Source organism: Halomonas sp. AOP43-A1-21 (genome assembly GCF_052376775.1).
In the GTDB taxonomy this organism is placed as follows: Bacteria; Pseudomonadota; Gammaproteobacteria; order Pseudomonadales; family Halomonadaceae; genus Vreelandella; species Vreelandella colorata.
On sequence record NZ_JBQSWC010000001.1, the window covers coordinates 178,947 to 203,988 of the forward strand.

General features: G+C 55.2%; 27 protein-coding genes. 11 read left to right on the plus strand and 16 right to left on the minus strand.

Going from position 1 to position 25,042, the window contains the following annotated elements; all coding sequences use genetic code 11:
* Positions 1–2: 2 nt before the first annotated feature.
* From hisD to ACT3R7_RS00885, 9 genes are all read right to left on the minus strand, one after another.
* Positions 3–1,319 carry a histidinol dehydrogenase gene (gene hisD, locus ACT3R7_RS00845; RefSeq protein WP_192537323.1) on the minus strand — a complete coding sequence of 439 codons (1,317 nt, stop codon included), beginning with the start codon at positions 1,317–1,319 and terminating at the stop codon, positions 3–5.
* 22 nt (positions 1,320–1,341) lie between these two features.
* Entirely contained in the window at positions 1,342–1,995 is a 654-nt protein-coding gene (gene hisG / locus ACT3R7_RS00850; protein WP_193090951.1) for an ATP phosphoribosyltransferase, read from the minus strand.
* A 28-nt stretch (positions 1,996–2,023) separates the two neighbouring features.
* Complete coding sequence (gene murA / locus ACT3R7_RS00855) at positions 2,024–3,286, minus strand: UDP-N-acetylglucosamine 1-carboxyvinyltransferase (protein WP_018915748.1); 1,263 nt, start codon at positions 3,284–3,286, stop codon at positions 2,024–2,026.
* Between the two features lie 10 nt (positions 3,287–3,296).
* Entirely contained in the window at positions 3,297–3,548 is a 252-nt protein-coding gene (locus ACT3R7_RS00860; protein WP_192537186.1) for a BolA family protein, read from the minus strand.
* A 95-nt stretch (positions 3,549–3,643) separates the two neighbouring features.
* Positions 3,644–3,976 carry an STAS domain-containing protein gene (locus ACT3R7_RS00865; protein WP_192537184.1) on the minus strand — a complete coding sequence of 111 codons (333 nt, stop codon included), beginning with the start codon at positions 3,974–3,976 and terminating at the stop codon, positions 3,644–3,646.
* The gene (locus ACT3R7_RS00870; protein WP_192537182.1) at positions 3,973–4,629 is read right to left on the minus strand and encodes an MlaC/ttg2D family ABC transporter substrate-binding protein; all 657 of its coding nucleotides are present in this window, start codon (positions 4,627–4,629) and stop codon (positions 3,973–3,975) included. The genes ACT3R7_RS00865 and ACT3R7_RS00870 overlap by 4 nt, the downstream gene beginning before the upstream one ends.
* Before the next feature lie 25 nt (positions 4,630–4,654).
* A complete protein-coding gene (gene mlaD / locus ACT3R7_RS00875; protein WP_192537180.1) occupies positions 4,655–5,119 on the minus strand; it encodes an outer membrane lipid asymmetry maintenance protein MlaD in 465 nt (154 codons plus the stop codon).
* Between the two features lie 16 nt (positions 5,120–5,135).
* The gene (gene mlaE / locus ACT3R7_RS00880; RefSeq protein ID WP_192537179.1) at positions 5,136–5,936 is read right to left on the minus strand and encodes a lipid asymmetry maintenance ABC transporter permease subunit MlaE; all 801 of its coding nucleotides are present in this window, start codon (positions 5,934–5,936) and stop codon (positions 5,136–5,138) included.
* Complete coding sequence (locus ACT3R7_RS00885) at positions 5,936–6,757, minus strand: ABC transporter ATP-binding protein (RefSeq protein ID WP_192537177.1); 822 nt, start codon at positions 6,755–6,757, stop codon at positions 5,936–5,938. Before ACT3R7_RS00885 ends, mlaE begins: the two co-directional genes overlap by 1 nt.
* Before the next feature lie 260 nt (positions 6,758–7,017).
* Between ACT3R7_RS00885 and ACT3R7_RS00890 the strand changes: the two genes are divergently transcribed.
* The 10 genes from ACT3R7_RS00890 to ACT3R7_RS00935 all read left to right on the plus strand — a co-directional run bounded on the left by ACT3R7_RS00890 (position 7,018) and on the right by ACT3R7_RS00935 (position 14,174).
* Positions 7,018–8,004: a KpsF/GutQ family sugar-phosphate isomerase gene (locus ACT3R7_RS00890; RefSeq protein ID WP_192537175.1), complete on the plus strand. Its 987-nt coding sequence runs from the start codon at positions 7,018–7,020 to the stop codon at positions 8,002–8,004.
* A gap of 25 nt (positions 8,005–8,029) precedes the next feature.
* Positions 8,030–8,572 carry a KdsC family phosphatase gene (locus ACT3R7_RS00895; protein WP_192537173.1) on the plus strand — a complete coding sequence of 181 codons (543 nt, stop codon included), beginning with the start codon at positions 8,030–8,032 and terminating at the stop codon, positions 8,570–8,572.
* Positions 8,572–9,144 (plus strand): LPS export ABC transporter periplasmic protein LptC, encoded by a 573-nt coding sequence (gene lptC / locus ACT3R7_RS00900; protein ID WP_192537171.1) that lies wholly within the window; start codon positions 8,572–8,574, stop codon positions 9,142–9,144. Before ACT3R7_RS00895 ends, lptC begins: the two co-directional genes overlap by 1 nt.
* Before the next feature lie 8 nt (positions 9,145–9,152).
* Positions 9,153–9,644: a lipopolysaccharide transport periplasmic protein LptA gene (gene lptA / locus ACT3R7_RS00905; RefSeq protein ID WP_192537170.1), complete on the plus strand. Its 492-nt coding sequence runs from the start codon at positions 9,153–9,155 to the stop codon at positions 9,642–9,644.
* A gap of 9 nt (positions 9,645–9,653) precedes the next feature.
* The gene (gene lptB / locus ACT3R7_RS00910; protein WP_018915737.1) at positions 9,654–10,403 is read left to right on the plus strand and encodes an LPS export ABC transporter ATP-binding protein; all 750 of its coding nucleotides are present in this window, start codon (positions 9,654–9,656) and stop codon (positions 10,401–10,403) included.
* A gap of 123 nt (positions 10,404–10,526) precedes the next feature.
* Positions 10,527–11,942, plus strand: a complete 1,416-nt coding sequence (locus ACT3R7_RS00915; protein WP_192537168.1) for an RNA polymerase factor sigma-54 — start codon at positions 10,527–10,529, stop codon at positions 11,940–11,942.
* 122 nt (positions 11,943–12,064) lie between these two features.
* Entirely contained in the window at positions 12,065–12,373 is a 309-nt protein-coding gene (gene hpf, locus ACT3R7_RS00920) for a ribosome hibernation-promoting factor, HPF/YfiA family (protein WP_018915735.1), read from the plus strand.
* Positions 12,374–12,377: 4 nt separating this feature from the next.
* On the plus strand, positions 12,378–12,848 hold the full coding sequence (ptsN, locus tag ACT3R7_RS00925; protein ID WP_192537166.1) for a PTS IIA-like nitrogen regulatory protein PtsN: 471 nt from the start codon (positions 12,378–12,380) through the stop codon (positions 12,846–12,848).
* 72 nt (positions 12,849–12,920) lie between these two features.
* Positions 12,921–13,853: an RNase adapter RapZ gene (gene rapZ, locus ACT3R7_RS00930; protein ID WP_192537164.1), complete on the plus strand. Its 933-nt coding sequence runs from the start codon at positions 12,921–12,923 to the stop codon at positions 13,851–13,853.
* 51 nt (positions 13,854–13,904) lie between these two features.
* Positions 13,905–14,174, plus strand: coding sequence for an HPr family phosphocarrier protein (locus ACT3R7_RS00935; protein ID WP_192537163.1), 270 nt, complete (start codon positions 13,905–13,907; stop codon positions 14,172–14,174).
* Positions 14,175–14,177: 3 nt separating this feature from the next.
* Here the strand turns inward: ACT3R7_RS00935 and pmbA are convergent, their stop codons facing one another.
* Positions 14,178–15,518, minus strand: coding sequence for a metalloprotease PmbA (gene pmbA / locus ACT3R7_RS00940; RefSeq protein WP_192537162.1), 1,341 nt, complete (start codon positions 15,516–15,518; stop codon positions 14,178–14,180).
* 96 nt (positions 15,519–15,614) lie between these two features.
* On the opposite strand from pmbA, the gene yjgA reads away from it, so the two are divergent.
* Complete coding sequence (yjgA, locus tag ACT3R7_RS00945) at positions 15,615–16,136, plus strand: ribosome biogenesis factor YjgA (protein WP_018915730.1); 522 nt, start codon at positions 15,615–15,617, stop codon at positions 16,134–16,136.
* A 20-nt stretch (positions 16,137–16,156) separates the two neighbouring features.
* Here the strand turns inward: yjgA and tldD are convergent, their stop codons facing one another.
* Genes tldD through mreC form a run of 6 tightly spaced genes read right to left on the minus strand, consistent with a single transcriptional unit; the run spans position 16,157 to position 25,032 of the window.
* Positions 16,157–17,611, minus strand: coding sequence for a metalloprotease TldD (gene tldD, locus ACT3R7_RS00950; RefSeq protein ID WP_192537160.1), 1,455 nt, complete (start codon positions 17,609–17,611; stop codon positions 16,157–16,159).
* The gene (locus ACT3R7_RS00955; protein ID WP_192537158.1) at positions 17,608–21,459 is read right to left on the minus strand and encodes a YhdP family phospholipid transporter; all 3,852 of its coding nucleotides are present in this window, start codon (positions 21,457–21,459) and stop codon (positions 17,608–17,610) included. Before ACT3R7_RS00955 ends, tldD begins: the two co-directional genes overlap by 4 nt.
* 4 nt (positions 21,460–21,463) lie before the next feature.
* Complete coding sequence (gene rng, locus ACT3R7_RS00960; RefSeq protein WP_192537157.1) at positions 21,464–22,927, minus strand: ribonuclease G; 1,464 nt, start codon at positions 22,925–22,927, stop codon at positions 21,464–21,466.
* A 58-nt stretch (positions 22,928–22,985) separates the two neighbouring features.
* Complete coding sequence (locus tag ACT3R7_RS00965; protein ID WP_225736066.1) at positions 22,986–23,600, minus strand: Maf family protein; 615 nt, start codon at positions 23,598–23,600, stop codon at positions 22,986–22,988.
* 2 nt (positions 23,601–23,602) lie between these two features.
* A complete protein-coding gene (mreD, locus tag ACT3R7_RS00970; RefSeq protein WP_192537155.1) occupies positions 23,603–24,091 on the minus strand; it encodes a rod shape-determining protein MreD in 489 nt (162 codons plus the stop codon).
* Complete coding sequence (gene mreC, locus ACT3R7_RS00975) at positions 24,091–25,032, minus strand: rod shape-determining protein MreC (RefSeq protein ID WP_192537154.1); 942 nt, start codon at positions 25,030–25,032, stop codon at positions 24,091–24,093. Before mreC ends, mreD begins: the two co-directional genes overlap by 1 nt.
* Positions 25,033–25,042 lie beyond the last annotated feature (10 nt).

Genomic DNA, 25,042 nt, shown 5'->3' on the forward strand with positions numbered 1-25,042 from the left:
GCTCAGTTGCGGATACGGTACTCAGCTGACCGCGCATGTGCGGTCAGCGACTCTCCACGCGCCAAAACAGAGGCAACCTTGCCAAGCTCTGAAGCGCCTTCACTTGAACAGTGAATAATCGAAGAGCGCTTCTGAAAGTCGTAGACACCCAGAGGCGATGAGAAGCGCGCTGTGCCCGACGTGGGCAGAACATGGTTAGGACCTGCACAGTAATCGCCGAGCGCCTCTGCCGTGTAGCGCCCCATAAAGATGGCACCCGCATGACGAACCTCGCCCAACCATGTATCGGGCGCTTCGACAGAAAGCTCCAAGTGCTCTGGCGCAATACGGTTAATCATGGCAATCGCGTCGGCTTTATCCTGGCAAAGAATCAGCGCGCCGCGGCGGCTCAATGACTCACGCACAATGCCTTCGCGATCCAGAGTAGGCAGCAGGCGCTCAATGGAGGCCGCTACCGCATCCAGATGCGCGCTATCCCAGCTCACCAGAATTGCCTGAGCATCCTCGTCATGCTCTGCCTGAGAAAACAGATCCATCGCCAGCCAGTCAGGATCGGTTTGCCCGTCGGACACCACCAGAATTTCTGAAGGTCCCGCGATCATATCGATGCCCACTTGCCCGAATACCGCGCGCTTTGCCGTGGCAACATAAATATTGCCGGGGCCTACAATCTTGTCCACTCTCGGCACGGTCTCGGTACCGTATGCCATCGCGGCGATAGCCTGGGCGCCGCCGATGGTGAAGACATAGTCAACACCTGCCAGGTGAGCGGCCGCCAAAACCAGCTCGTTCACAACACCATCCGGCGTAGGCACCACCATGACGATTTCACGAACGCCAGCCACGTGCGCCGGGATCGCATTCATCAATACAGACGATGGATAGGCAGCCTTGCCACCCGGCACGTAGATACCCGCCCGATCAAGCGCGGTTACCTGCTGGCCAAGCACGGTGCCGTCGGCTTCCTCATACTGCCAGGACGTGGGTTTTTGGCGTTCGTGATAAAGCCTTATACGCTCAGCGGCGCTGGCAAGCGCATCGCGTTGCTCAGCAGGCAGGTTATCGAAGGCCTGTTTTAGCTGCTCGGGCTTTAAGCGCAGCTCTTCCATCCCTTCAACCGATAGCCGGTCAAAGCGATTGGTCGCCTCAATCACTGCGGCGTCGCCACGTTGCTTAACATCGCTCAAAATTTCATCAACACGTGACTGAACCGCCGAATCCGAGACGCCCTCCCAATCCAGGAGCGCCCCCAGGTGCTGATCAAACGTGGCATCAAGCGTTGAGAGCCGGGATATAGTAGCCGTACTGGCTGAAGACATAGTGCTCATAAACTCTCCCGGATCATTCAGTTGCGAGGGCCTGGCGCTTTTTAACTGCGCTATCCAAGCGTGCCAACAGTGGCTTGATACGCTCGTGCTTCATGGTCATGGCGGCCTTATTAACCACCAAGCGCGTACTGATATGGGCAATCAGCTCACGCGGCTCCATGCCATTGGCACGCAGCGTATTGCCGGTATCCACAATATCCACGATTTCATCGGCCAAGTTCATCAAAGGCGCCAGCTCCATCGCACCGTAAAGCTTGATGACTTCGGCCTGAATACCCTGCTCGGCATAGTAACGTCGGGCAATATCGACAAACTTGGTCGCAACGCGTCGGCGCGCAAGCGCTGGCTGCTGTCCGGTAACGCCCGCCGTCATCAGCTTGCAGCGGGCAATTTCCAAATCCAACGGCTCATACAGGCCTTCGGCGCCATGCTCCAGAAGAACGTCTTTACCCGCAATACCCAGGTCAGCAGCACCCAGCTGTACATAGGTAGGCACGTCGGTTGCCCGAATGACTACCAGCTTTACATCAGGCAGATTGGTGTCAAACAGCAGCTTACGACTCTTGCCTAAATCTTCCGCTGGCGTAATACCTGCATCGGCGAGCAGTGGTAGCGTTTCATCCAAAATGCGCCCTTTGGAAAGGGCTAAAATTAGTTGCTTACTCATTGTATTGGCCAATGGTTAATAGCATGGCTTAGCCAGGAATACGGCGAATGCGTGCACCCAGCAGCTGCAATTTCTCTTCGATACACTCGTAGCCACGATCAATATGGTAGATACGGTCGACCAGCGTTTCGCCTTCCGCCATCATCGCCGCGATCACCAGAGAGGCTGAGGCGCGCAGATCAGTAGCCATCACGGGAGCACCGGAAAGCTTTTCTACGCCATTGATTAGCGCAGTGTTGCCTTCCAGTGTGATATCCGCCCCCATGCGGTTAAGCTCTTGCACGTGCATAAAGCGGTTTTCGAAGATGGTTTCCACCACCCGCGAGTGCCCAGTGGCCACCGCATTCATGGCAACGAACTGCGCCTGCATGTCGGTTGGGAAAGCCGGATAAGGCGCGGTGCGTATATTGACGGCTTTTGGCCGCTTGCCATGCATATCCAGAGCGATCCAATCATCACCGGTGGTGATCTCGGCACCCGCCTCCTCAAGCTTGGCAAGCACCGCATCGAGAATATCCGCTCGCGTACGCTTTACCTTTACTCGCCCGCCAGTCATGGCGGCAGCAACCAGGAAAGTACCGGTTTCGATGCGATCCGGCATCACGTCATGGTGGCAACCATGAAGCTTCTCGACACCTTCAATCACAATCGTATCAGTACCGTGACCACGGATATTGGCACCCATTTTGATCAGGCACTCAGCAAGGTCGACAATTTCCGGCTCGCGAGCAGCGTTCTCAAGAACGGTTTTGCCCTCGGCAAGCGTTGCCGCCATCAGCAGGTTTTCAGTCCCCGTGACCGTCACCGTATCGAAGAAGATCGTGGCGCCTTTTAAGCGACCATCAACACGAGCACGGATATACCCGCTCTCAACACGAATATCAGCACCCATGGCTTCAAGGCCACGAATATGCAGATCAACCGGACGCGAACCGATCGCGCAGCCGCCGGGCAGCGATACATCCGCCTCGCCAAAATGAGCAAGCAGCGGACCCAATACCAGAATAGAGGCGCGCATCTTCTTGACCAGCTCATAAGGCGCGTGGCAATGCGTCACTTGCGAGCCATCCAGCTGAATGCTGAGCTTTTCACCCATGACGGGCTCAACGCCCATGCGGCCCAATAGTTCAAGCGTGGTAGTGATATCCTGAAGATGCGGCAGGTTACCAATGACTACCGGGCCATCCGCCAAGAGGGTGGCACATAAAATAGGCAGCGCGGCATTTTTGGCACCGCTTACCCAGACTTCACCGTCGACCGATCCGTTGCCGGTAATAATTAACTTATCCATGCAGCCGCCGTTACTGGGCGTTTTCCGACGCAGTGGACCACTGCGTCGGAGTAAACGTCTTAATGCTAATGGCGTGCAGAGCGCCTGAAGCGATCTCATCACTGAGCGCTGCGTAAACCAATTGCTGACGCTTAACCGGAGAGAGACCTTCAAAGGCTTCACCAACCGCAATCACTTGGAAATTACAGCCTTCGCCCTGGATATGGAACTCACATCCGTCGACACGGGATTCAAGCAGCGCTTTTACCTCATTGGGTTGCATGAGACAGGAAACTCCTTCGGGTCAGTGTGAATAATGCTAATAGGGCAACATAATAAAGAAAAGCGACACGCTTGGCGATGCCAAGGGTGCCAACCCTAACGGGCGAGGGTCGGCGAATGAATCAATGCTTCAACTTCAGACAAAGCGGCTAAACGCTCAAGCGGTGCAGAAAGCATTACGCCGCTAACCGTGATCTCGCATGCCTGACAGGTGCGTAGCCACTCAAATAGCACGCTGACGACGGCACTACTGGCTTTTTGAACGCCGCTAAAATCAAGCGCCACTGCGTTTAACTCAGTAGCCTTTAGCCACTTGCTGCCAACGGCGGCAAGCTCAGCCGCCGTTGCCATACCGGCATCGCCGGCCACATATAGCGTGCCCTGCTCTACCTTAAGGCTTACCTGTGACTGTGACAGCAACAGCGTCACGCATCGCCCCCTTGCTCTAACTCGTCTACGCCAATTTCAGGCGCCCAGGCACGAATAACCGCGTCGTAATCACGATTGTTTTCGCGCATTGCCTGATCAAACTGGTTACGGAAGGTCAAGCCCAAGTTAATACCGTTGACGATCACGTTTACTACACGCCAGTCACCGCCTGAAAGGCGCAGGCTGTAGCTAACCGGATAAACCTGACCATTGGTGGCCACCACTTCCATATCCACGCTGGCCTGGTCTTCATAGCGTTGGCTGCGCTGATTATCCAGTACGCGCAGATCCTGATAATCAAAGGTCACCAAACCGCGCGTGTAAGTATCAATCAAGGTTTGACGGAAAACATCCGCAAAGCGGCTGCGCTGCTCAGGTGTCGCGTTACGAAAGTAGCTACCCATCACGCTTGCGCCGATGTAGCGAAAATCCGCCACATCTTCAAGGCTATCGTCAACCAGCGCTTCAAGCTCATCGATATTGCTTGCGTAGTAGTCTTTTTTGCCTTCGATCTCACCCATCAGCGCATCCACGTTTTCGCGAACCATCGCTTCAGGTGACTGTGATTGAGCCTGGGCCTGAAGCGGCAGTGCCAATGCCAGCACCATCAGAGCAACCAGCCAACGCATTAACGGCAGTGTCGTTTTTCGCATTACCTTCACCTCTTCTACTTAACGTTTAGTTACTAGCCATATTGGATACAAATTGCTGGATAAGTTCTTCTAGCACCAGCGCCGACTGCGTATCGCGTATGGTATCGCCATCTTCCAATACTGCCGGGTCACCGCCTACGCTTAAACCGATATACTGCTCGCCCAGTAAGCCAGCAGTGAGAATCGCCGCGGTGGTATCCTGGGACAGCTGGCCTTCCAGGTCATTATCCAAGCGTAGCGTGACATTGGCGTCATACCATTCAGTATCCAGATCAATCGACTCTACGCGCCCCACCGTAACGCCTGCCATGGTGACCCGGGCACGGGGCTTCAGCCCCCCGATATTGGCAAAGTTAGCTTCCAGACGGAACGTTTCAGAAGGGGCGGAAAGGCTTAAGCCACTTACACGCAGGCCCAGAAACACCAGCCCGACAATTCCCGCCAGCATAAACAGGCCGACACCAAACTCCATGGTTTTACTGCGCTTCATGAAATCACTCCACCCCTTAAAGACCGCCGAACATGACGGCGGTTAATACAAAATCAAGCCCCAGCACCGCAAGCGACGAATACACCACCGTGCGCGTGGTAGCGCGCGAAATACCTTCAGACGTAGGCACCAGATCATATCCCTGGAACACAGCGATCCAGGTGACCACCACAGCGAAAACCAAGCTCTTGATAATGCCGTTACCCACATCGCTGACAAAAGAGACGCTGGCCTGCATATTGCTCCAGTAAGAGCCTTCGAAGACGCCCAACCACTCCACCCCTACTAGATAGCCGCCCCAGATACCCACTACACCAAACCCTACGGTAAGAATCGGCAGCGCCACAAAGCCGGCCCAGAGCCTGGGTGCAATGACCCGGCGCAAAGGGTCTACCCCAATCATTTCCATGCTGGTCAGCTGCTCGGTTGCCTTCATCAAGCCGATTTCAGCGGTGAGTGCCGACCCTGCTCGCCCGGCGAACAGCAGTGCTGCGACCACCGGCGCCAGCTCGCGCAGCAGTGAAAGTGCCACCATTTGCCCCAGCGCCTGCTCAGCGCCAAAATCAACCAGAATAGTGTAGCCCTGCAGCGCCAGCACCATGCCGATAAATAGCCCCGAAACGAGGACAATGGCGAGCGAGAGCACACCGACAAAGTGCATCTGGCGAAGCCACAAATACCACCCTTCACGGGAGGGCACCCCCACCGCTGACTGGGCCAGAAACAGACCGGCACGGCCTAACGCCTCCATCACGTCGCACCCTTTTCGCCCTAATCTGGCGATCTGATCGACGCCTTGTTGAAATCTTGTGTGCATTACCCTGCCCTAGTCGCGGTAGCTTGACCGAGAATATCGCGATAAAGCGTCTCGGCGGGATAGTGAAACGGCACCGGCCCATCAGGCTCGCCATGTACAAACTGGCTGACACGCGGATCCTGGTTGGCATTGAGGGTGTGTGGCGTCCCTTCGGCAACCACCTGTCCGTCGGCCAAAAGATACAAGTAATCAGCAATGCTCAACGTTTCTTTAATATCGTGCGATACCACTACCGAAGTGAGCTCAAGCGCCTGATTAAGCCGTTTGATTAACTGCACAAGCACGCCCATTGAAATAGGGTCCTGGCCGACAAAAGGCTCATCATAAAGAATCAGCTCTGGGTCGAGGGCAATTGCCCGGGCAAGGGCGACGCGTCTTGCCATCCCTCCAGACAGCTCGGCAGGGGTAAGATGACGAGCACCGCGCAACCCAACGGCCTCAAGTTTGAGCAATACCAGATCACGGATCATGACATCCGTTAAATCAGTGTGTACGCGCAGCGGAAAAGCCACGTTTTCAAATACATCCAGGTCCGAAAACAGCGCGCCGCTTTGAAACAGCATTCCCATGCGCTTACGTAATGTAAATAGCGCCTTTCTTGATAGTCGGTGCACGTCCTGGCCATCAACTAGAATGCGCCCGCGTTCAGGCGTTAACTGTCCCCCTATCAACTTAAGCAGCGTGGTTTTGCCCGTGCCGCTAGGCCCCATGATCGCAGTTACTTTACCCTGAGGGATCACCATATTGATGCCGCGAAAAATCTCATGGCTCCCACGCGAGAAGTGCACGTCTTCAATTTCAATGAAGGGAACGTCTGTCATGGGTTGATTGACTCCCATTATCGCTGGTTCAGAGCGGGCCAGTAGTACTTCTGGCCTATTCTACAGTTTAAAAACAGTGTTTTCGAAATATTATCGAACATCGTATCTTAACTCTATTGGCACTAACAGACGAGTCTACGTTCCAATGCGACATAAAAACCCTTCAAGACGCTATGCTTATACGCAGTGACTAAATGTTATTCTTATGGGCTTGTCGCTGTATGTTTCATTCAGAACGTTTCAATCAAAACGAGATTTCCATGCCTCAACCCTCCTCTACCCTTAGCCTGCTGCGTGAAAGCGCTTTGCGCACGCTGCAAATTGAACAGGCCGCAATCGGCGGCCTTCAGGCCAAGCTTGATGAGAGCTTTGACCGTGCCTGTGAACTAATGCTGGCCTGTCAAGGCCGCGTAGTGGTGACCGGCATGGGCAAGTCAGGGCATATTGCCGGAAAGCTTGCCGCGACGCTTGCCAGTACGGGCACGCCGGCTTTTTTTGTTCACCCCGGCGAAGCCAGCCACGGTGACTTAGGCATGATTACACGTACCGACGTGGTACTGGCGCTTTCCAATTCCGGCGAAACTGCTGAGGTAACCGCGCTGCTTCCCTTACTGAAGCGTCTGGGCACACCGCTGATCAGCATGACCGGCAAGCCCAACTCAACGCTTGCCAAGCATGCCGATGCGCACCTGGATAGCGGCGTCGAGCGCGAGGCCTGCCCGCTTGACCTGGCACCGACAAGCTCTACCACGGCGGCGCTAGCACTAGGCGATGCCCTTGCCGTTGCTTTGCTTGAAGCCCGCGGCTTCACCGCCGATGATTTTGCGTTATCTCATCCAGGCGGCAGCTTAGGCAAACGGCTTTTATTGCGGGTTAAAGATCTCATGCATGATGGTATACGTTTGCCACAGGTAGCGCTTGGCAGCCCGCTGCGTGATGCACTGCTTGAAATTACCCGCCAGGGACTCGGTTTTACCTGCGTGGTGGATAGCGAAGGCCGCTTGGCAGGGGTTTATACCGATGGCGATTTACGTCGCACCCTCGATCAGTTTCACGACCTTCGTGAGGTGGTAGTAGACGATGTCATGACGCGGCCCGGCAAACGCATTAGCCCCGACATACTGGCCGCCGAAGCAGTACGCATTATGGAAGATAGCCGCATTACCGCTCTAGCCGTAGTCGATGATCAACAGCGGCCCATTGGCGCGCTGCATATGCATGATCTGCTTGCCAGCGGCGTTATTTAATTATTTTTCTGACAAGGATTCCTTTATGGCCCTCCCCACCACCCTGCTTGATCGGCTTCGCCATGTGCGCCTGCTTGCCCTGGATGTTGATGGTGTTCTCACCGATGGTCGCCTCTACTTCCAGACCGACGGCGTTGAGATCAAAGCATTCCATACCCAGGATGGGCATGGTTTGAAACTGCTTAAACGCGTGGGCATTCACGTGGCCCTTATTACCGGCCGCGATTCCCCCATGGTAAGCCTGCGCGCATCGGCGCTGGGAATAGCCCATGTGCATCAGGGCTGCGAGGATAAGCTCACTACGCTGAAAGAGCTTTGCCAACAGTTGAATCTGGATCTCAGCCAGGTCGCCTACTGCGGTGATGATTTGCCCGACCTTGCTCCGATCAAGCGCTCCGGTATAGGCATTACGGTTCCCAATGCACCAGATTATATGCATACGCATGCCGACTGGATTACTGATCGCCTAGGTGGCCACGGCGCCGTACGTGAAATCTGCGATACGCTACTCGAAGCGCAGGGCCACTGGGACGCTGTACTCGATACCTATTTACCCGGGCGCTCATAATGTTTAGCCGGATTAAAAGACGCGCCTGGCTCGCAGGCTTGGTCATTGCTTTAGGGGGTCTGCTGGTATGGCTGGATCCGCGCGGCCCACAAGACCAGTCAGTTGATCCGGCGGCCCAGGCCGAAGAGCCTGGCCACGTGCTGGAAAATGCCGAGATCACCCTGTTTGGCGAGTCGGGGCGCATTCAGCAGTCGCTGGCCGCCCCGCTGCTGGTATATATACCCCAAAGCACCATGGCCCAAGCGACGCAGCCTGAAGCCACTCTGTTTGACAGCGACAACCGTGAGTGGCTCGCCAATGCCAACGAAGGCGAGCTTAATACGGATACTCAGGAACTGACGCTGTCTGGCGAGGCTCGGCTTATCGCCCCGTCAGAAGGCTGGCAGCTAGATACGGACTTATTGCGCTATGATGGCCTGACGCGACACGCCTGGAGCGAGACGCCAGCGTTACTGCAACAGCCGCCCCAGCGCATGAGTGCATCACGTATGGACGTCTGGCTTGATGATAGCCAGGTCCGGTTAACCGATAACGTACGCGGGCACCATCCTCCCGTGACACAAACTCCTTAGGAGTCGCTATGAAAGCTTTTATTCGCACTGCGCTTTTTGCGCTTGCGGTGCCGCTATCGGCGGCGGCCCAGACAAGCCAAGCCCCGGTTGAAGTAGAGGCCGACCGTCTAGACCTCGACCAGCGTGCGGGCACGGCCGTATATTCAGGCAACGTCAATATTCGTCAGGGTAATATGCAATTACGCGGCGATCGCGTTGAAATTTTCCGTAACGATGCGGGTGAGCTTTCCCGTGCGATTGCAACGGGTGACCGCGCCTACCTGCGTAACCAGCTGGAAGACCAGGATACGCCGATGGAAGGCTGGGGCAAACGGGTGATTTATCACGTCTCTGAACGGCGCGTCGAGCTGATTGACCAGGCCGAATTGACTCAGGCGGGCGACAAGTTCACCGGAGGTCGCCTGGAATACTTTATTGATCGCGAAGTAGTGCAGGCACGCTCAGATGTGAGCGGCAGTGAGCCGCAGCGTATTCGTATGACACTTCAGCCAGCGCAATAGGAGTGGCCGATGGCTACTGTGGAATCACCACCAATCAAGACCCTCTACGCCAATCATTTGGCCAAAAGCTACAAGCGTCGCCGTGTGGTCAAGGATATTAGCCTGGAGATAGCCCAAGGCAGCGTTGTGGGCCTTCTAGGCCCTAACGGTGCGGGCAAGACCACCTCGTTTTACATGATTGTGGGCCTGGTGAAGTCTGACGCGGGCACCGTAAGTATCGACGAGCTTGATTTGACCCGCGCCCCCATGCACGAACGTGCCATGGCAGGCATTGGCTATCTCCCCCAGGAAGCCTCTATTTTCCGCAAACTGTCGGTGGCGGATAATATTATGGCGATCCTGGAAACCCGCAAAGATCTAGATAGCGCTGGCCGCGAGCAACGCCTCGAAGCGCTGCTTGAAGATTTCCATATTACGCATATCCGCGACAACCTGGGCATGAGCCTTTCGGGTGGCGAGCGGCGCCGGGTCGAGATTGCCCGCTCACTGGCCACAGAGCCTGCCTTCATACTGCTGGATGAGCCGTTTGCCGGGGTCGACCCCATCTCCGTCGGCGAAATTAAAAGTATCATTCGTGCCTTGAAGCAGCGCCATATCGGCGTGTTAATTACTGACCATAACGTGCGCGAAACGCTGGATATCTGCGATATTGCTTACATTGTGGGCGATGGTCATATCATCGCGGGCGGCAGCCCAGAGACTATTCTCAATAACCAGAAGGTCAGAGAAGTTTACCTGGGTGCTGATTTCCGTCTTTAAATTTATGTTCACTGCTAAACAGGGATCTGCAGCAGAATTATTATCAATGGCATGCTTATTGCACTTGCACATAAACATGACTCGCACTAGGGTAAAGCTTTCCGAGTAACGAGTGGTTCTCAGATGGTCATGAAAGCTTCTCTCCAATTGCGTATCGGTACGCAGCTGACCATGACACCTCAGCTGCAGCAGGCCATTGCCCTGCTCCAGTTATCCACATTGGATCTGCGTCAGGAAATTCAGCAGGCGCTGGATGCCAATCCGATGCTGGAACAGGAAGATGAATTCGGTGAGCAGGCAGCCGTTGAAACGCAGGAAGCGGAGTGGGCGGAAAGCATACCCAATGAACTCTCCGTTGATAGCGACTGGTCCGACACCTATCAGGATGTAGGCAGCTCAGGCAGCAGCACTGAGGGACCTGACTTTGAGCGCCAGGCAGCGGGACAAAGCCTGCACGGTCATTTGCTTTGGCAGCTCGCCATGACCGACTTCAGCGCACGTGAACAGCAGATTGCAGAAAGCTTGATCGACGCGCTGGATGCCAACGGCTACCTGACGCAGCCCTTAAACGATATTCGCGACGGGTTGCGCGCTCAAAATATCGAAGCGCTTAGCCAGCGCGAGATGGAAACCATTCTGATGCGTTTGCAGCAGTTTGAGCCGACCGGCGTTTTTGCCCGCGACCTGCGCGAATGCCTGATGCTTCAACTGGCTACCCTGCCCGATGACACTCCCCTGCTTGTCCCGGCGCGCCGTCTGGTACGCCAGTTTCTGGAAGCACTCGGCAAAAATGACATTCGGCTACTCAAGCGCCGCCTAGGGCTGGACGATGAGCAGCTAGACGATGTGATTGGCCTGATCCGCAGCCTGGACCCACGCCCCGGTAGCGCTTACGGGGTGACCGATGATAGCTATATCACGCCTGACCTGGTGGTACGCCACGATCATGAAGGCTGGCACCTGGAGCTTAACCCTGAAGCTCTGCCTCGCCTGCGCATCCAGCCCGACTACGCCAGCTTGATCAAGCGTGCCGACAAGAGCCAGGATAACCAGTTTTTAAAAGAGCACTTGCAAGAAGCACGCTGGTTAATCAAAAGCCTCTCCAGCCGCAACGATACACTGCTGCGCGTAGGGCGCGAAATCATCACCCGTCAAATCGGCTTTTTAGAGCAAGGTGAAGAGGCCATGAAGCCTTTGATTCTTGCGGATATTGCAGAAGCCGTGGAAATGCATGAATCCACCATTTCACGTGTGACAACGCAGAAATATATTCATACCCCACGGGGTGTCTTTGAGCTTAAATACTTTTTCTCAAGCCAGATCAGCGGTCAAGACGGGGGCGACAGCCACTCAAGCACGGCGATTCGCGCCCGGCTCAAGAAGCTGATCCAGGACGAACCCCCTGGCAAACCGCTCTCAGACAGCCGTTTGGTCACGCTGCTTGAAGAGGGAGGTATTACGGTGGCACGGCGTACTGTGGCCAAATACCGCGAGTCATTGGGCATTCCATCCTCCAGTGAACGCCGTCGCTTAAGGTAGGCTTTTAGGAGGTCTTGAGACAGTTTTGTACAAGAGAAACAGCAAAACTCGCGACAAGGGCTTTGCAACACCGTAAAAAGGGTTACAATCGAAATACAGTCCGATGGATAAGGAGTACGTCAATGCAAGTAAACATCACTGGTCATCACGTAGAACTGACTGACGCCTTGCGTGACTATGTTAATGAAAAGCTTGAACGCGTCGAACGCCATTACGACAATATCACCACGGTACAAGTAACCTTATCCATTGAGAAGGAGCGCCAGCAGGCGGCATGCACCCTTCATGCAGCAGGCGCCGACCTGCATGCCGATGCGGAAGATGTCGATATGTATGCAGCCATCGACGCATTAGCCGATAAAATCGATCGTCAACTCGTTAAGCATAAGGAAAAAGCACAAGCTCGCGCCCAAGGCGCAGGCGTGCGTTAACTCAATGACGTTGGAAACTATCCTCCCCCCGGAGCGCGTGCTTTACGATGTGCCTGGGGGCAGCAAAAAAAGGGTGCTGGAGTTTTTCAGCACCTTTATCGCTCAAAACACACCTAGCCTGGACAGCCAAGAAGTGTTCAGCCGACTGATTGGTCGCGAACGACTTGGAAGCACGGGGATCGGCAACGGCGTTGCCATTCCCCATGCACGTAGCCCTCACTGCGCTACGCCCATCGCAGGTTTTCTAAAGCTATCAGAGCCCGTTGATTTTGACGCTATAGACGGTGATCCGGTTGATCTCGTATTTGTGCTGCTGGTACCTGAAGAGGCCGATGATACACATCTGTCGCTCTTGGGCCAGGTAGCCACCATTATGAACGATGCCAGCACACGCCAAGCGTTACGAAAAACCAATAGCCAGCGTGAGTTGTTTGATTTGCTTATGAGTAAAATTCGTGAGCAGACAGCAACGTAGCCTGTAGAGCGTTTGGCATCTCTTCTCGCTTTCACATCCATGCTTTTACCAAAGCACGCAAAGAGAGCCATTATGCAACTGGTGATCATTAGCGGCCGCTCAGGGTCCGGTAAATCTATCGCTTTACAGGCGTTGGAAGATATTGGCTACTATGCCATCGACAACCTGCCTGCAATGTTGCTTGGCTCGCTGGTAGATGAACTTTGCGAAGAAGGCGGGCGTACGCACCTAGCAGTGAGTATTGATGCGCGCAATTTGCCTACGGCGCTGGAAAGATTGCCAACGCTGCTTGATGAGCTGCGTCAGCGCCCCATTGACTGCCAGGTCATCTATCTGACCACCGATGCGCGTATTTTGCTTGAGCGCTACTCTGCCACACGGCGACGCCACCCATTAACGCGTGATAGCCATATGACGCTTGAAGAGGCGATCACCAAAGAGGAAGAGACGCTTAATGAGATACGCGACTTAGCCGATCTTAGGATAGACACCTCACGTTTATCGGTACACGATTTGCGCCGGCGCATAGCCGATCAGGTCGCCCACCAGCACAAAGACCAGCTAACGCTTACCTTTGAATCGTTTGGCTACAAGCACGGCGTGCCCATGGATGCAGATTTGGTGTTTGACGTGCGCTGCCTGCCCAATCCCTACTGGGACCCAACGCTACGTCAGTACACAGGACGTGACGCAACGATTATTGCGTTTCTGCGCGGCTATCCGATTGTCGAAGATATGAGCAACGACATTCAGGCTTTGCTAGAACGTTGGCTGCCAGCTTATCAGAATAGTCAGCGTAGCTATATGACCGTGGCCATCGGCTGTACTGGCGGGCAGCACCGCTCCGTGTATATCGCCGAGCAGCTGGCCCAAAAGCTTGCGCCGTTAATAGGCGAAGTACAGTTGCGCCATCGCGAGCTTGGCCTGCAATATACGTTAAGCGGCACGCAAGCAGAGCCGCTTGATAAAGCTTCATTGGCAGAGCAGGCGCCTAGCGCTCAGTAAACGCATACTGCATACATCATTAATGACACCACTCGGAGAAAGGGAACCAGGGTGCCAGAAAGAACGCTAACACTTACCAATCAACGTGGCCTACATGCCCGCGCAGCAACCAAACTGGTCAAGTGCGGTCAGCAATATTCCGCCAGAATTCACGTGTACAAACAGCAGCAAATGGCTGACGCTGCCAATATCATGTCGCTTTTGATGTTAGCCGCACCTTGCGGCACCGAACTGCGTATTCACGCGGAAGGTGACGACGCCGAACACGCGCTTGAAGCCATACAAGCCCTGTTCGACGCCCGCTTTGACGAAGACCAGTAGCGCTTAGCTACCCGCCACCGTCATCGCATCAATCAGCCAACTACCCGTATGAACACTACCACGCGTATCAGTATCGCTGCCGATACCGACCAATCCTGAGAACATGCGCTCCAGGTTTCCGGCAATGGTGAACTCTTCAATTGGATACTGAACTTCACCATTCTCGACCCAGAAACCTGCCGCCCCGCGGGAATAGTCGCCGGTCACCCCGTTGACGCCCTGCCCCATCAGTTCGGTTACCCAGATACCCCGCCCCATTTCCTTGAGCAGCGCTTCGCGTGTTTTCAAGGGCGCGTCAAGGCGCACATTGCGTGCACCGCCCGCATTCCCGGTGGTCTGCATGCCCAGGCGACGAGCGCTGTAGGATGAGAGCATGTAGCTTGCGATGCTCCCCTGATCGATAAAGCGATTGTTGCGCGTTTGAACGCCTTCACCATCAAACGGCGTACTGGCCGTGGCTCCAACTTCCATGGGTCGCTCTTCAAGACTGAACCACTCGGGAAAAAGCGGTGTCCCCAGACGATCGCACAGGAAAGAGGACTGACGATACAGCGCGCCGCCAGCCAAGGCGCTGAGCAGATGACCGATTAACCCTGCAGATAGCGAAGGATCAAACAGGACTGGAAATGTACCCGTGGGGGGTAACTGGGCGCCTAACCGGCGTAGCGTGCGCGCAGCCGCCTCTCGGCCAACCTCAGCAGGGTCACGTAAATGCAGAGGGTTACGCGCAGAGGTATAGTCGTAATCGCGCTGCATGCCGCTCTCATCCTGCGCGATCAACATGCAGGAAAGTGAATGACTGCTGCCTTTCTGGGTGCCTAAAAAGCCGTGACTATTGGCATAGACCCGAACACCTTCGCCACTGGAGAGCGAAGCGCCCTCTGACTGGCTAATACCGTCAACATCGCGACCCGCCTGCTCACAGGCAAGCGCAATCTCAATAGCCTGTTCGGTGGTCAGCGCCCACGGATAATGCACTTTCAGATCCGGAAGCTCAGTGGCCATCTGGTCAGCATCTGCAAGCCCAGCGACCGGGTCTTCACCGGTGTAACGGGCAATCGCCAATGCCTTTTCAACCACGGCCTGAATAGAGGCGCTGCTTGCATCGCTTGAAGACGCACTTCCTTTACGCTTACCCACATAAAGCGTTACCGCAATGCCTTGGTCGCGGGAAAGTTCAACGGTTTCCACCTCACCCAAGCGCACGCTGACACCCGTGCCCTGATCGACGCTTGCGCCAACCTCGGCGGCATCTGCGCCCAGTCGTTTGGCCAGGGCCAGCGCTTCTTCTGCACGTGCTGTCAGAAGTGCCTGCTGCGAGGATGCATCAAATGCCTGTGCCATATGGCCTCCTTTTTCGTACGAATTGCATCGCCGAATCAATGTTATGGTCGCAGCCTGATATAATGCTGCCAACGAATCTTGTCTGTGAGTTTAATTATGCCGAAACTACGCCCCGAGCCCTTTGATACTCAAGAGCCCGAAGAGCGGCCGAGCAAATCGCAACTCAAACGCGAAATGCATGCGCTTCAAGCGCTTGGCGAAACCTTAATCGCCATGAAGCCCGCCGAGCGTGCTCGTTTTCCTCTCTCTGACGATATGCTCAGGGCCATTGAAGAGACCTCGCGTATCCGCTCCCACGAAGGGCGTCGTCGTCATATGCAGTACGTCGGCAAGCTCATTCGTAAAGAGGACCTGGTCGCGATTCAAGGAGTATTTGACTCAATCGAGCAGGAAAAAGAGCAGCGTGATCATGCTTTTCACCGCCTTGAAAAGTGGCGGGACCGGCTGGTTGAAGAAGGCGATCCTGCCGTTGACCTGTTCATGGCGGAATACCCCGACGCCGATCGCCAGGCGCTACGTCAATTAATCCGTAATGCCCAGCGCGAACGTGACCAGGGCAAACCGCCCACCAGCTCGCGTAAACTGTTTAAACATCTACGCGAGACGCTGGCGCTTTAACGCCCTAAGCTTCAACCCCGTTAAGAAGACTGCGTACCGCCAACGGTCAGCTCATCTAATTTTAGCGTGGGCTGACCTACGCCTACCGGTACGCCCTGCCCTTCTTTACCGCACACGCCAATACCGGTATCCAGTGCCATATCATGGCCAATCATGGAAACGCGGCCCATCGCCTCGGGGCCATTGCCTATCAGCGTGGCACCTTTTACCGGCACGGTGATACGCCCGTCTTCGATTAAATAGGCTTCACTGGCGGAGAACACGAATTTACCCGACGTGATATCCACCTGGCCGCCACCAAAACTGACGGCGTAGATCCCGCGCTTGACGCTTTTGATAATATCTTCAGGCTCATCCTGGCCTGCCAGCATGACCGTATTGGTCATACGCGGCATGGGTAAATGCGCAAACGACTCACGGCGCGCATTACCGGTTGGCGCCATATTCATCAGCCGTGCATTCAGCTTGTCCTGCATATAGCCGGTCAGAATACCGTCTTCGATCAGCGGGGTGTTTTGGCCCGGTGTGCCTTCGTCATCAATGCTTAACGAGCCGCGCCCGTCGACAATGGTAGCGTCATCCACCACGGTGACGCCTTTAGCCGCCACACGCTGCCCCATACGCCCGGAAAACGCCGAGCTGCCTTTACGGTTGAAGTCACCTTCAAGGCCATGGCCCACAGCCTCATGCAGCAAAATACCCGGCCAGCCCGACGCCAGCACCACAGGCATTTGCCCGGCGGGCGCGTCAACGGCCTCAAGATTCACCAGCGCCTGGCGTACGGCCTCTTTAGCGTAACGCTCAGCGACACCTTCATCGCGCAGGCGCGACATCGAGTAGCGTCCACCACCGCCTGAGCCGCCCCGCTCTCGACGGCCATTTTTCACCGCAATCACGCTCACGTTAAAACGCACTAGCGGGCGAATATCAGCCGCCAACGTGCCGTCACTGGCGCGCACCATGACCACTTCGTAAGTACCCGAAAGCGACGCACTAACCTGCGTAACGCTTGGGTCTGCTGCGCGCGCCGCGCGATCGGCGTCTTTTAGCATGGCAACCTTTTCTTCAGCGGTTAGCCCCGCCAAAGGGTCCACGCCCGCATAAAAAGATGCTGCGGCAACAGGCTTTACTACCTGCCCAGGCAAACGCTTGCCGCTACGCACAATACCTGACGCCGTACGTCCGGTATCGATCAGCGCATCGGCCGTAATTTGGTTGGAGTAGGCAAAGCCGGTTTTTTCGCCTGCCAGCGCACGCACGCCGACACCACCATCAATGTTATAACTCGCTTCTTTGACTTCGCCGTCCTCTAATACCCAGCCTTCCGTCCAGGTACGCTGAAAGTACAGATCAGCATAATCCACACCCGCACCCATGGCGTATTCAAGGCCTTTATCAAGGCCATCAAGGTCGAGACCACCCGGCGTGAGCAGAATGGAAACAGCGGACTCTATATCGCTCTTAATTGCGGTCATTGGGGGCCTTCTAAAGTAACCTGCGGCGAAGCCCAGGGGCCTCGCACGCGATAATGAATGGTCGTCGCTCGATCCAGCGCATCACCAAATAGCTGGTCGGCAATAAATAATGCGCCACCCACCACAGGAGCACCCACTGCGATAGCGGCAATTGGCAAGCTCTGTGTCACTGGTAGTACAACGCCCAGGCGTTGGTCGAGCTCGCGATGAAGTAGGTTAACGTTGCCCGTTAAGGTTAAGTTGGCGGCAGGCGCGTCAATTTGCAATGGCTCGCTCAAGGAAAGCTGACCATTCGCTACATTCGCCGAGCCATGAACTCTATCAAAAGCAGTGCCCTGGCCGGTTACGTCAGAAAAATCCAGGCGTAAGCGGCGAAAAATATTATCCAAGTTTAGCAGACCAACGAGCCGCACCGGGGCGGACTCCAGGGTCATAAAGCGGCCATCTTGAAGATCAGCATCAATCTCACCCTGGGCCTGACTTAAATCAAACTGCCACGGCGCCCCCGCCCAAGAAAGGTTGGCGTTTGCATCAGTGCGCCGGCTGCGCAAGGCAACGGGCTGATCCAGCCGCTCTAGTGCTGTACCTATATCGCCACCCTGAAGTGAAATATTAGCGCGGGTACGACTAGTGGAAACATCACCCTCCCAGTAGAGTTCACCACGGGCGGAAAGTTGCCCGAGCGTCAGCCCAACCGGCGTCAGCGAGAATCGATCATCATCGGTGTGCCAGTAAGCCGATAAAGGCCCAAACCGGCTCGCGCCCATACTTATTTCTGCAAGCCTGAGTCGGCCATCGGGCACTTGGGCAAGCCAATCGGGAATAGCTGCCGGTGTGGCTTTGTGGGTTTCTACTTCCTGCATCCAGGATTCAGGGGAAGACGCGCCATCTTCCTCGGAGGATTCTGCCAAATTAAACAGTGGATCCAGCGCCAACTGCTCAATAGTGATATCCAGCGGGTATTGGGAGGCGGCGTCATAATGAACCCGCCCCGCGATCAACTCACCGTCAAGCGCTGCATTGATAGCTCCGTTGTGGACATCACCGGTTAACGCCACCGCCCCCACACAGGTCTGCTGATACACCAGACAGGCGGTTTCCAGATCAACCTTAAGTGGAGGATGATCGTTCATTGAGCCTGCTGATACGCTTTGCTCACCGGCCAACAGCGGGGCTATGGCCTGCTGCCAAGCCTTAGGATCAATGCGGGGAATACTTGCCTGTAAATCTACGCCTAGCTGTGAAGGCCATTCAGGCGGGCTAACATCCGCCTCCGCCAGACGCAGACTGGCAGACAATCCGCCGTGCTGGTGTAAGCGCAGATGGGCAATATCAGCCAGGCGGCTTTCCACACGCCCGCTTTCAAAATCAGCGTTGAGCATCCAGGGCCAAGGCTGCCCCGCCGCTTTAGCAAATGGCGCAGGTAGCTCACTGGTAACCCCCGCCAGCTGACTTTCCAGCGTTAAACGTGGCGTTGGTTCAAGCGACACGTTGCCCTGCCACTGGATCGCGCCACTAAATAACTGCGTCCCCTGCTCGGCAGGAATCCCCGCCAATGGGAACAGTGGTGCAAGCGGGGTTTGGCCGCGCAAGGCGATGCCGTGGCGCTGGGTATGCAGCTCAGCATTAATGTCACCACCGAGTAACTTTCCGCCCACATCGCCTATCAAAGCCATGCTCTCACCGTGCTGCTGCCAGGTTAACTGGCCACGCAGGGCCTGAAGGGCCAGATTAAGCGGCGTATACACAATACGAGTTAAGGCCGGCGTGGCATTGATCTCAAGCTGGAGTGCTTCAGGCGTCGAGAGGGGTAGCGACAAGGCTAAATCACCCTCCACCTCACCTTCCACCTGAAGATCGTTGAGGATATCCAGGTCAATATCGGGCATCGACTGTAGAAATGCTTTCAATGACGCCCCATCGCTCTGCAAATTCCCCGATACGTTGAGCGTTTCATCCTCCATGATCAGCTCGCCTTGAGAAGCCGTGACCCCATGGCTTTGCGCATGGTCTATCTGGGCTTCAAGCACCTGGTTTTGCCACTTCAAGCGTCCCTGCACCTCATCAAGACGCGGCCAGCCCGGGGCGATGGGCAGATGCCCCTCAATAACGTTCAGAGCAAGCGTTGCAGATATATCATCAGCACTTACGCCCTCACCAAGCGGCAGGCTAAGTTTGAGCGAGCCATTGGGCACCTTGCCACCGATATCGTTAAGCAGCCAGGTGCGCAGCTCTTCATCAAAAGCATTAAGCGGCAGCCATTGCGCCAGCGGACGATCCAAGGCGTTCACATTGGCAAAATCGATATCTAAGCCAAACTGGCCCGAATTCTCACTGGCGATTAAACCAAATCCACCGCTTACCTGGGCGCCATCCCAATTCACGTTGAGCTGACGCCCACTTATCATAGTTCTGGGACCGTCGTAGACCCACTCCACCACGCCTTCTGCGTTTTGTAGCTGCATGGGAGCGATAAACAGATCGGGGAAATACAGGCTAGTTTGGCCAGCGCTATCAAACGTGACGCGCCCACGCAAATCTCGTGCCTGCACCCAGGCGTCCACAGGCCCACCACCGGGCGCCTGCTGCCAGGGCGATACTTCCACATTGGTTAATGCTGCATCAACACCCCAGCGTCCTTCATTCTGGCCCAGGCGCAGGCCCTGCACCTGACCTTGGGGAGCCAGCGTCTGCAAGACACGCGTTACCGATTCGGGAAGAAAAACGTAATCGCGCCATGCCGTCAATGAGGCAAGCTCGAATGCGCTGGTACGCAGCTCCCACTGGCCGGGCTGGTGGGCAAGATACCAATAGTGCGGCAAAGCAGGCCCTTCGGTGACGCCTTCCGGCTGCGCCCACTCAACGTTTTGCGCATTGCCTCTCAGCCACGCCTCTCCGCCATCGCCATCGCGCTGCCACTCGCCATGCGCCTGGATATTTTTTAATACGGCGTATTGAATATCCTGACGCAGAACCAGCTGAGGAACATCGACAGCCAGCCGCGCCTCCTGAAGTCGCCCTTCATACCAGCGGCCCCATAGACGAGCATCGCCGCCCATTTGCTCTAGAAAAGGCACATGATCGGGGCGAAACATTTCCGCCAATACCAGAAGCTGATCAAACTGCGCTTCCAGCGAGAGCGTGGCAGAAAAATCATCGATACCACGTTTGCCCGGCTGCATCTCTGCCAGCAGTTGCACTGCCGGGGTTGATGGTGCTTGTTCCTGGTCGGCAGAAAGAATATCCACCGTGCCCTGCAAGCTGGTCCCTTGCGAATTGCCCGTCAAGAGTAGCGTTGGGGCTTCCAGCATAACGCGGTCGTGCTGGCCGTGGAGCACAACACGGGTATCGTCGATCCAGATACGCTGGCGCAACAGCCACTCTGTCAGGCCATCAATGGTGGCTAAGTCAACCTCTGGTTCAGGGGCTATATCAAGGGGTAAGCGAGCCGGTTCTGGCCATTGCCACTGATGCTCAAGCCCTTGATAAAGGTGAAATTCGGTTTGATGAAGCCTGATATCACTGAAGATGGGTAGGAAATTGCATAGCGAAGCCACTATATCCAAGCGTAGTTCGGCTTGCTGCAGTGAAAACAGTGACTGCCCGCTGGGCGTTTCAGCCTCAAAGCCTTCAAGCTTAAGAATCAGGTCATTACGGGCCATGGACACAACAAGATTCTCTATGTGCACCGGTACGCCAATCTTGGCTTCAAGCCAGCTTTCAAGGTGCGGCGTCAAGGCATCCGCCTGACTAACCGCAAGCCTAAAAAGCAGCAATACAACCGCAAGAACGCCCAGACCCCAGGCGAGCAGAAGTAAGCTCCAACGCGTCAGAGAACGGTTCTTCATACAATTACATCAACACAATATCGTACTGCTCTTGTGAATAATGCTGCTCCACCTGAAAGCGAATGGTTTTGTTGATAAACGTTTCCAGATCAGCGACGGCTGCTGACTCTTCATCGAGCAAGCGATCAACAACCGGCTGAGACGCCAATACCATATAGGTTTCTGGACTATAGGCCCGCTCTTCACGCAGGATTTCACGGAAAATTTCGTAGCATATCGTTTCGGGCGTTTTTAACGTACCGCGCCCGCTACACGTCGGACATGCCTCACATAGCGTCTGCTCAAGGCTTTCGCGGGTGCGCTTGCGGGTTAACTGCACCAGGCCTAATTCTGTCACCCCAGTACACTTGGTTTTGGCGTGGTCGCGCTCCAAGGCTTTTTCAAGCACGCGCAGCACCTGCCGCTGGTGCTCCACTTCTATCATATCGATAAAGTCGATAATGATAATGCCACCTAAATTGCGCAGGCGAAGCTGACGGGCAATGGCGGTGGCTGCTTCCAGATTGGTCTTGAAAATAGTCTCTTCAAGATTGCGATGCCCAACATAACCGCCCGTATTGACATCAATCGTGGTCATCGCCTCGGTGGGGTCAATAACCAGATAACCGCCCGATTTAAGCTGTACCTTACGCCCCAAGGCCTTCTGAATTTCATCTTCAACGCTATACAGATCAAAGATAGGCCGCTCACCAGGATAGTACTCAATTCTATCCACGGCATCGGGCATAAACTCTTCGGCAAACTCGACTAACTTGACGAAGTTTTCCCGGGAATCAATACGCACTTTCTCGATATCATCGCGCATTACATCGCGCAAGGTGCGCATAAATAGCGGCAAATCGTCATAAATAACGCTGGATGGCGCTGCGGTAATTTTGCGCTCGGCGACTTTTCGCCAGATGCGCAGCAAAAAATGCATATCGCCTGCCAGCTCTTCATCACCCACACCTTCTGCCGCCGTGCGCACAATAAAACCGCCGGTGACTTCCAGCGTTTGCTCGGCAATACCACTATCTAGTAGCGCCTTGAGGCGCTCGCGCTCCCGCTCATCCTCTATACGCTGAGAAACGCCGTGATGGGGGGAGTCCGGCATATACACCAGATAGCGTGAAGGGATCGATAAATGCGTGGTAAGCCGCGCCCCTTTTGTACCGATAGGGTCTTTGGTTACCTGTACCACCAGCGCCTGCCCCTCGTGCAATAGCTGGCCTATGGTTTGCTGCTCGTCGCTTGGCGTGCCGGAAGGCATAACCTCATGGGCATGAATAAACGCCGCTCGCTCCAGGCCAATATCAACAAAGGCAGCCTGCATTCCAGGCAATACACGAACCACCCTGCCTTTGTAGATATTGCCTACTATCCCACGCCGCCTTGAGCGCTCAATAAGCGCCTCTTGTAAAACGCCGTTTTCAACAAGCGCAACGCGGGTTTCCATTGGCGTTAAATTGATGAGGACTTCACCACTCATGCAAAATTCCTTCTCGGTTCACGTATTTCACGCCCGTCTATAGGCAATGAGACGACGACTAGGTGTGCGAGTAATAATGCCCCATCCAAATAGGCACCCCCTGCTGATTTAGCAATTGCGCCGTTTCATAAAGCGGCAAACCAACCACTGCTGAGTGGCTACCCTTAATTTCTTCCACAAAAATCGCGGCCAGTCCCTGTATAGCATACCCGCCTGCTTTATCTGCCGGCTCACCGGTTTGCCAATAGTCGGCGATTTCCCGAGTGGTGATCTCACGCATTCGCACGTGTGTGGTGACGCAGCGGCAAAGCACGCCCTTAGGGCCGGTAACGGCAACCGCGGTAAGCACCTCATGCCATCGACCGGAAAGGCGCGCAAGCATAGCGGCGGCGTCATCTGCATCCACAGGTTTGCCTAACAGTACGCCATCCACCACAACCGCGGTATCTGAACCTAACGTAGGTAGTGAGCTCAGCGGCGCCGACGCTTCGGCTTTAGCAACGGCTAGACGCTCGACATAATTCTTGGCAGACTCACCCGGTTTGGGCGTCTCGTCCACATGGCTGGGTAGAATACTGACAGTGACGCCAATTGAGGCCAGCAGATCGCGCCGCCGGGGTGAGGCAGACGCCAAACACAGCATAGGTGATGAGGTAGTATCCAGCGCAGCCATGCTCAAGGCCCCAGTAAGCGTCGTTCCAACGCTTTAAACATAGTGGCTAACCACGGCCATAGAAATGCACTGATTAATGACGGTATTAAAAAGGATAGGTGTATCGAGAACTCACCGGTCAACGTACGCAGCCACTGTTCGACCAGCTGTACCAAGCCGAGCAGTACCAGTACGAGAACTGACTGCTGAACCAGCGAGTAGGCACGAAAACGTGGATATACCAGGGCGCATAGAAAGGCTAGCAGCGACAAAATCAGAGCATGCTGACCAAGCGATGTGCCCTCAATCAAGTCCAGAAGCACCCCGAGTATGAATCCGTGAAAAACACCTACCCGATCAGGCGCACGCATACACCAATAGATCAGCATTAAGCCGATCCATTCAGGGCGATATACTTGCCATCCTTCGGCGAGCGGCATCACTTGCAGGCAAAGCGCCAGAACAAGGCTAAACCACACGACTATCAGCGGCACTACAGGAACACGCGCCATTAGCGATCCTCCTGAGCGTCGTCTGGCTCAATCGGGGCAAGCCGCTGGGCTGCGTGTATGGCATCGGCTGAGATATCCATGGACTCATCCCAAATGGGGTCGTCGACGTCTTCACGCGGCGGTGGGAATAACAGCAGAAAATGGCGGGCACGCTGCAACTGCGCCGTTGGCTCAGCGGTAACCCGGGCAAACGGCTGCCCGGGGTCGTGATAAACCTCAGTGACTCTCGCAACGGGATACCCCGGCGGAAAACGCCCTGCCAGCCCCGACGTGGTTAACAGGTCGCCTTCGCGAATATCGGCTGTATCAGGCACATGGAGTACATTAACGCTGCCGTAGCGCCCGGCTCCCTGCACAATAAAGCGCAAGCCATTACGGTTAATTTGAACCGGAAGCGCATGGCTTGCATCGGCCAATAACAGTACCCGGCTGGAGTACGCCGACACTGCAGTTACTTGCCCGACAAGGCCAGACGCATCGATGACCGGCTGCCCTACGTACGCCCCATTACGATGCCCACGATCGATCACCATTTGATGACTAAACGGGTCGTTATCCAACGATAGTAGTTCAGCGGTAATATACGGAATACGACGCCGCTCGCCGGCTTTAAGCAATTGGCGCAGCTCGGTATTTTCAGCCGTCAAATTAGCTAGTCGCTGACCTCGGTGAGATAGCGTCAGAATTTGTTCGCGCAGCCGACGATTTTCATCGACCAAAGCCTGCTGATCAGACAGCGCAAGCGCGCCCCAATTCAACAAGTCGCTAGGCACGCTAACAACCCATTGAACAGGCGCAACAACCATCGTCATTTGAGCGCGCACGTCTTCCATACGTGTAAAACGATGGTCGGCAAACATCAAGATGCTTGCCGCCAACACGCAAAAAAACAGCCGGTAGCCCGGCAGCGGCCCGTGTGAAAATAGCGGTTTAATAGGCAATCCCCCGCGA

What these genes read in the sequence shown, in the direction of transcription:
- ACT3R7_RS00895 (WP_192537173.1), top strand. Translation starts at nt 8,030, where the DNA reads ATGGCCCTCCCCACCACCCTGCTTGATCGGCTTCGCCATGTGCGCCTG.
- mlaD (WP_192537180.1), bottom strand. Translation starts at nt 5,119, where the DNA reads ATGAAGCGCAGTAAAACCATGGAGTTTGGTGTCGGCCTGTTTATGCTG.
- hisG (WP_193090951.1), bottom strand. Translation starts at nt 1,995, where the DNA reads ATGAGTAAGCAACTAATTTTAGCCCTTTCCAAAGGGCGCATTTTGGAT.
- ACT3R7_RS00870 (WP_192537182.1), bottom strand. Translation starts at nt 4,629, where the DNA reads ATGCGAAAAACGACACTGCCGTTAATGCGTTGGCTGGTTGCTCTGATG.
- lptB (WP_018915737.1), top strand. Translation starts at nt 9,654, where the DNA reads ATGGCTACTGTGGAATCACCACCAATCAAGACCCTCTACGCCAATCAT.
- ACT3R7_RS00885 (WP_192537177.1), bottom strand. Translation starts at nt 6,757, where the DNA reads ATGACAGACGTTCCCTTCATTGAAATTGAAGACGTGCACTTCTCGCGT.
- ACT3R7_RS00965 (WP_225736066.1), bottom strand. Translation starts at nt 23,600, where the DNA reads ATGGCTGCGCTGGATACTACCTCATCACCTATGCTGTGTTTGGCGTCT.
- mlaE (WP_192537179.1), bottom strand. Translation starts at nt 5,936, where the DNA reads ATGCACACAAGATTTCAACAAGGCGTCGATCAGATCGCCAGATTAGGG.
- pmbA (WP_192537162.1), bottom strand. Translation starts at nt 15,518, where the DNA reads ATGGCACAGGCATTTGATGCATCCTCGCAGCAGGCACTTCTGACAGCA.
- ptsN (WP_192537166.1), top strand. Translation starts at nt 12,378, where the DNA reads ATGACGTTGGAAACTATCCTCCCCCCGGAGCGCGTGCTTTACGATGTG.
- mreD (WP_192537155.1), bottom strand. Translation starts at nt 24,091, where the DNA reads ATGGCGCGTGTTCCTGTAGTGCCGCTGATAGTCGTGTGGTTTAGCCTT.
- rng (WP_192537157.1), bottom strand. Translation starts at nt 22,927, where the DNA reads ATGAGTGGTGAAGTCCTCATCAATTTAACGCCAATGGAAACCCGCGTT.
- hisD (WP_192537323.1), bottom strand. Translation starts at nt 1,319, where the DNA reads ATGTCTTCAGCCAGTACGGCTACTATATCCCGGCTCTCAACGCTTGAT.
- lptC (WP_192537171.1), top strand. Translation starts at nt 8,572, where the DNA reads ATGTTTAGCCGGATTAAAAGACGCGCCTGGCTCGCAGGCTTGGTCATT.
- ACT3R7_RS00890 (WP_192537175.1), top strand. Translation starts at nt 7,018, where the DNA reads ATGCCTCAACCCTCCTCTACCCTTAGCCTGCTGCGTGAAAGCGCTTTG.
- ACT3R7_RS00915 (WP_192537168.1), top strand. Translation starts at nt 10,527, where the DNA reads ATGGTCATGAAAGCTTCTCTCCAATTGCGTATCGGTACGCAGCTGACC.
- yjgA (WP_018915730.1), top strand. Translation starts at nt 15,615, where the DNA reads ATGCCGAAACTACGCCCCGAGCCCTTTGATACTCAAGAGCCCGAAGAG.
- tldD (WP_192537160.1), bottom strand. Translation starts at nt 17,611, where the DNA reads ATGACCGCAATTAAGAGCGATATAGAGTCCGCTGTTTCCATTCTGCTC.
- lptA (WP_192537170.1), top strand. Translation starts at nt 9,153, where the DNA reads ATGAAAGCTTTTATTCGCACTGCGCTTTTTGCGCTTGCGGTGCCGCTA.
- hpf (WP_018915735.1), top strand. Translation starts at nt 12,065, where the DNA reads ATGCAAGTAAACATCACTGGTCATCACGTAGAACTGACTGACGCCTTG.
- ACT3R7_RS00955 (WP_192537158.1), bottom strand. Translation starts at nt 21,459, where the DNA reads ATGAAGAACCGTTCTCTGACGCGTTGGAGCTTACTTCTGCTCGCCTGG.
- rapZ (WP_192537164.1), top strand. Translation starts at nt 12,921, where the DNA reads ATGCAACTGGTGATCATTAGCGGCCGCTCAGGGTCCGGTAAATCTATC.
- murA (WP_018915748.1), bottom strand. Translation starts at nt 3,286, where the DNA reads ATGGATAAGTTAATTATTACCGGCAACGGATCGGTCGACGGTGAAGTC.
- ACT3R7_RS00860 (WP_192537186.1), bottom strand. Translation starts at nt 3,548, where the DNA reads ATGCAACCCAATGAGGTAAAAGCGCTGCTTGAATCCCGTGTCGACGGA.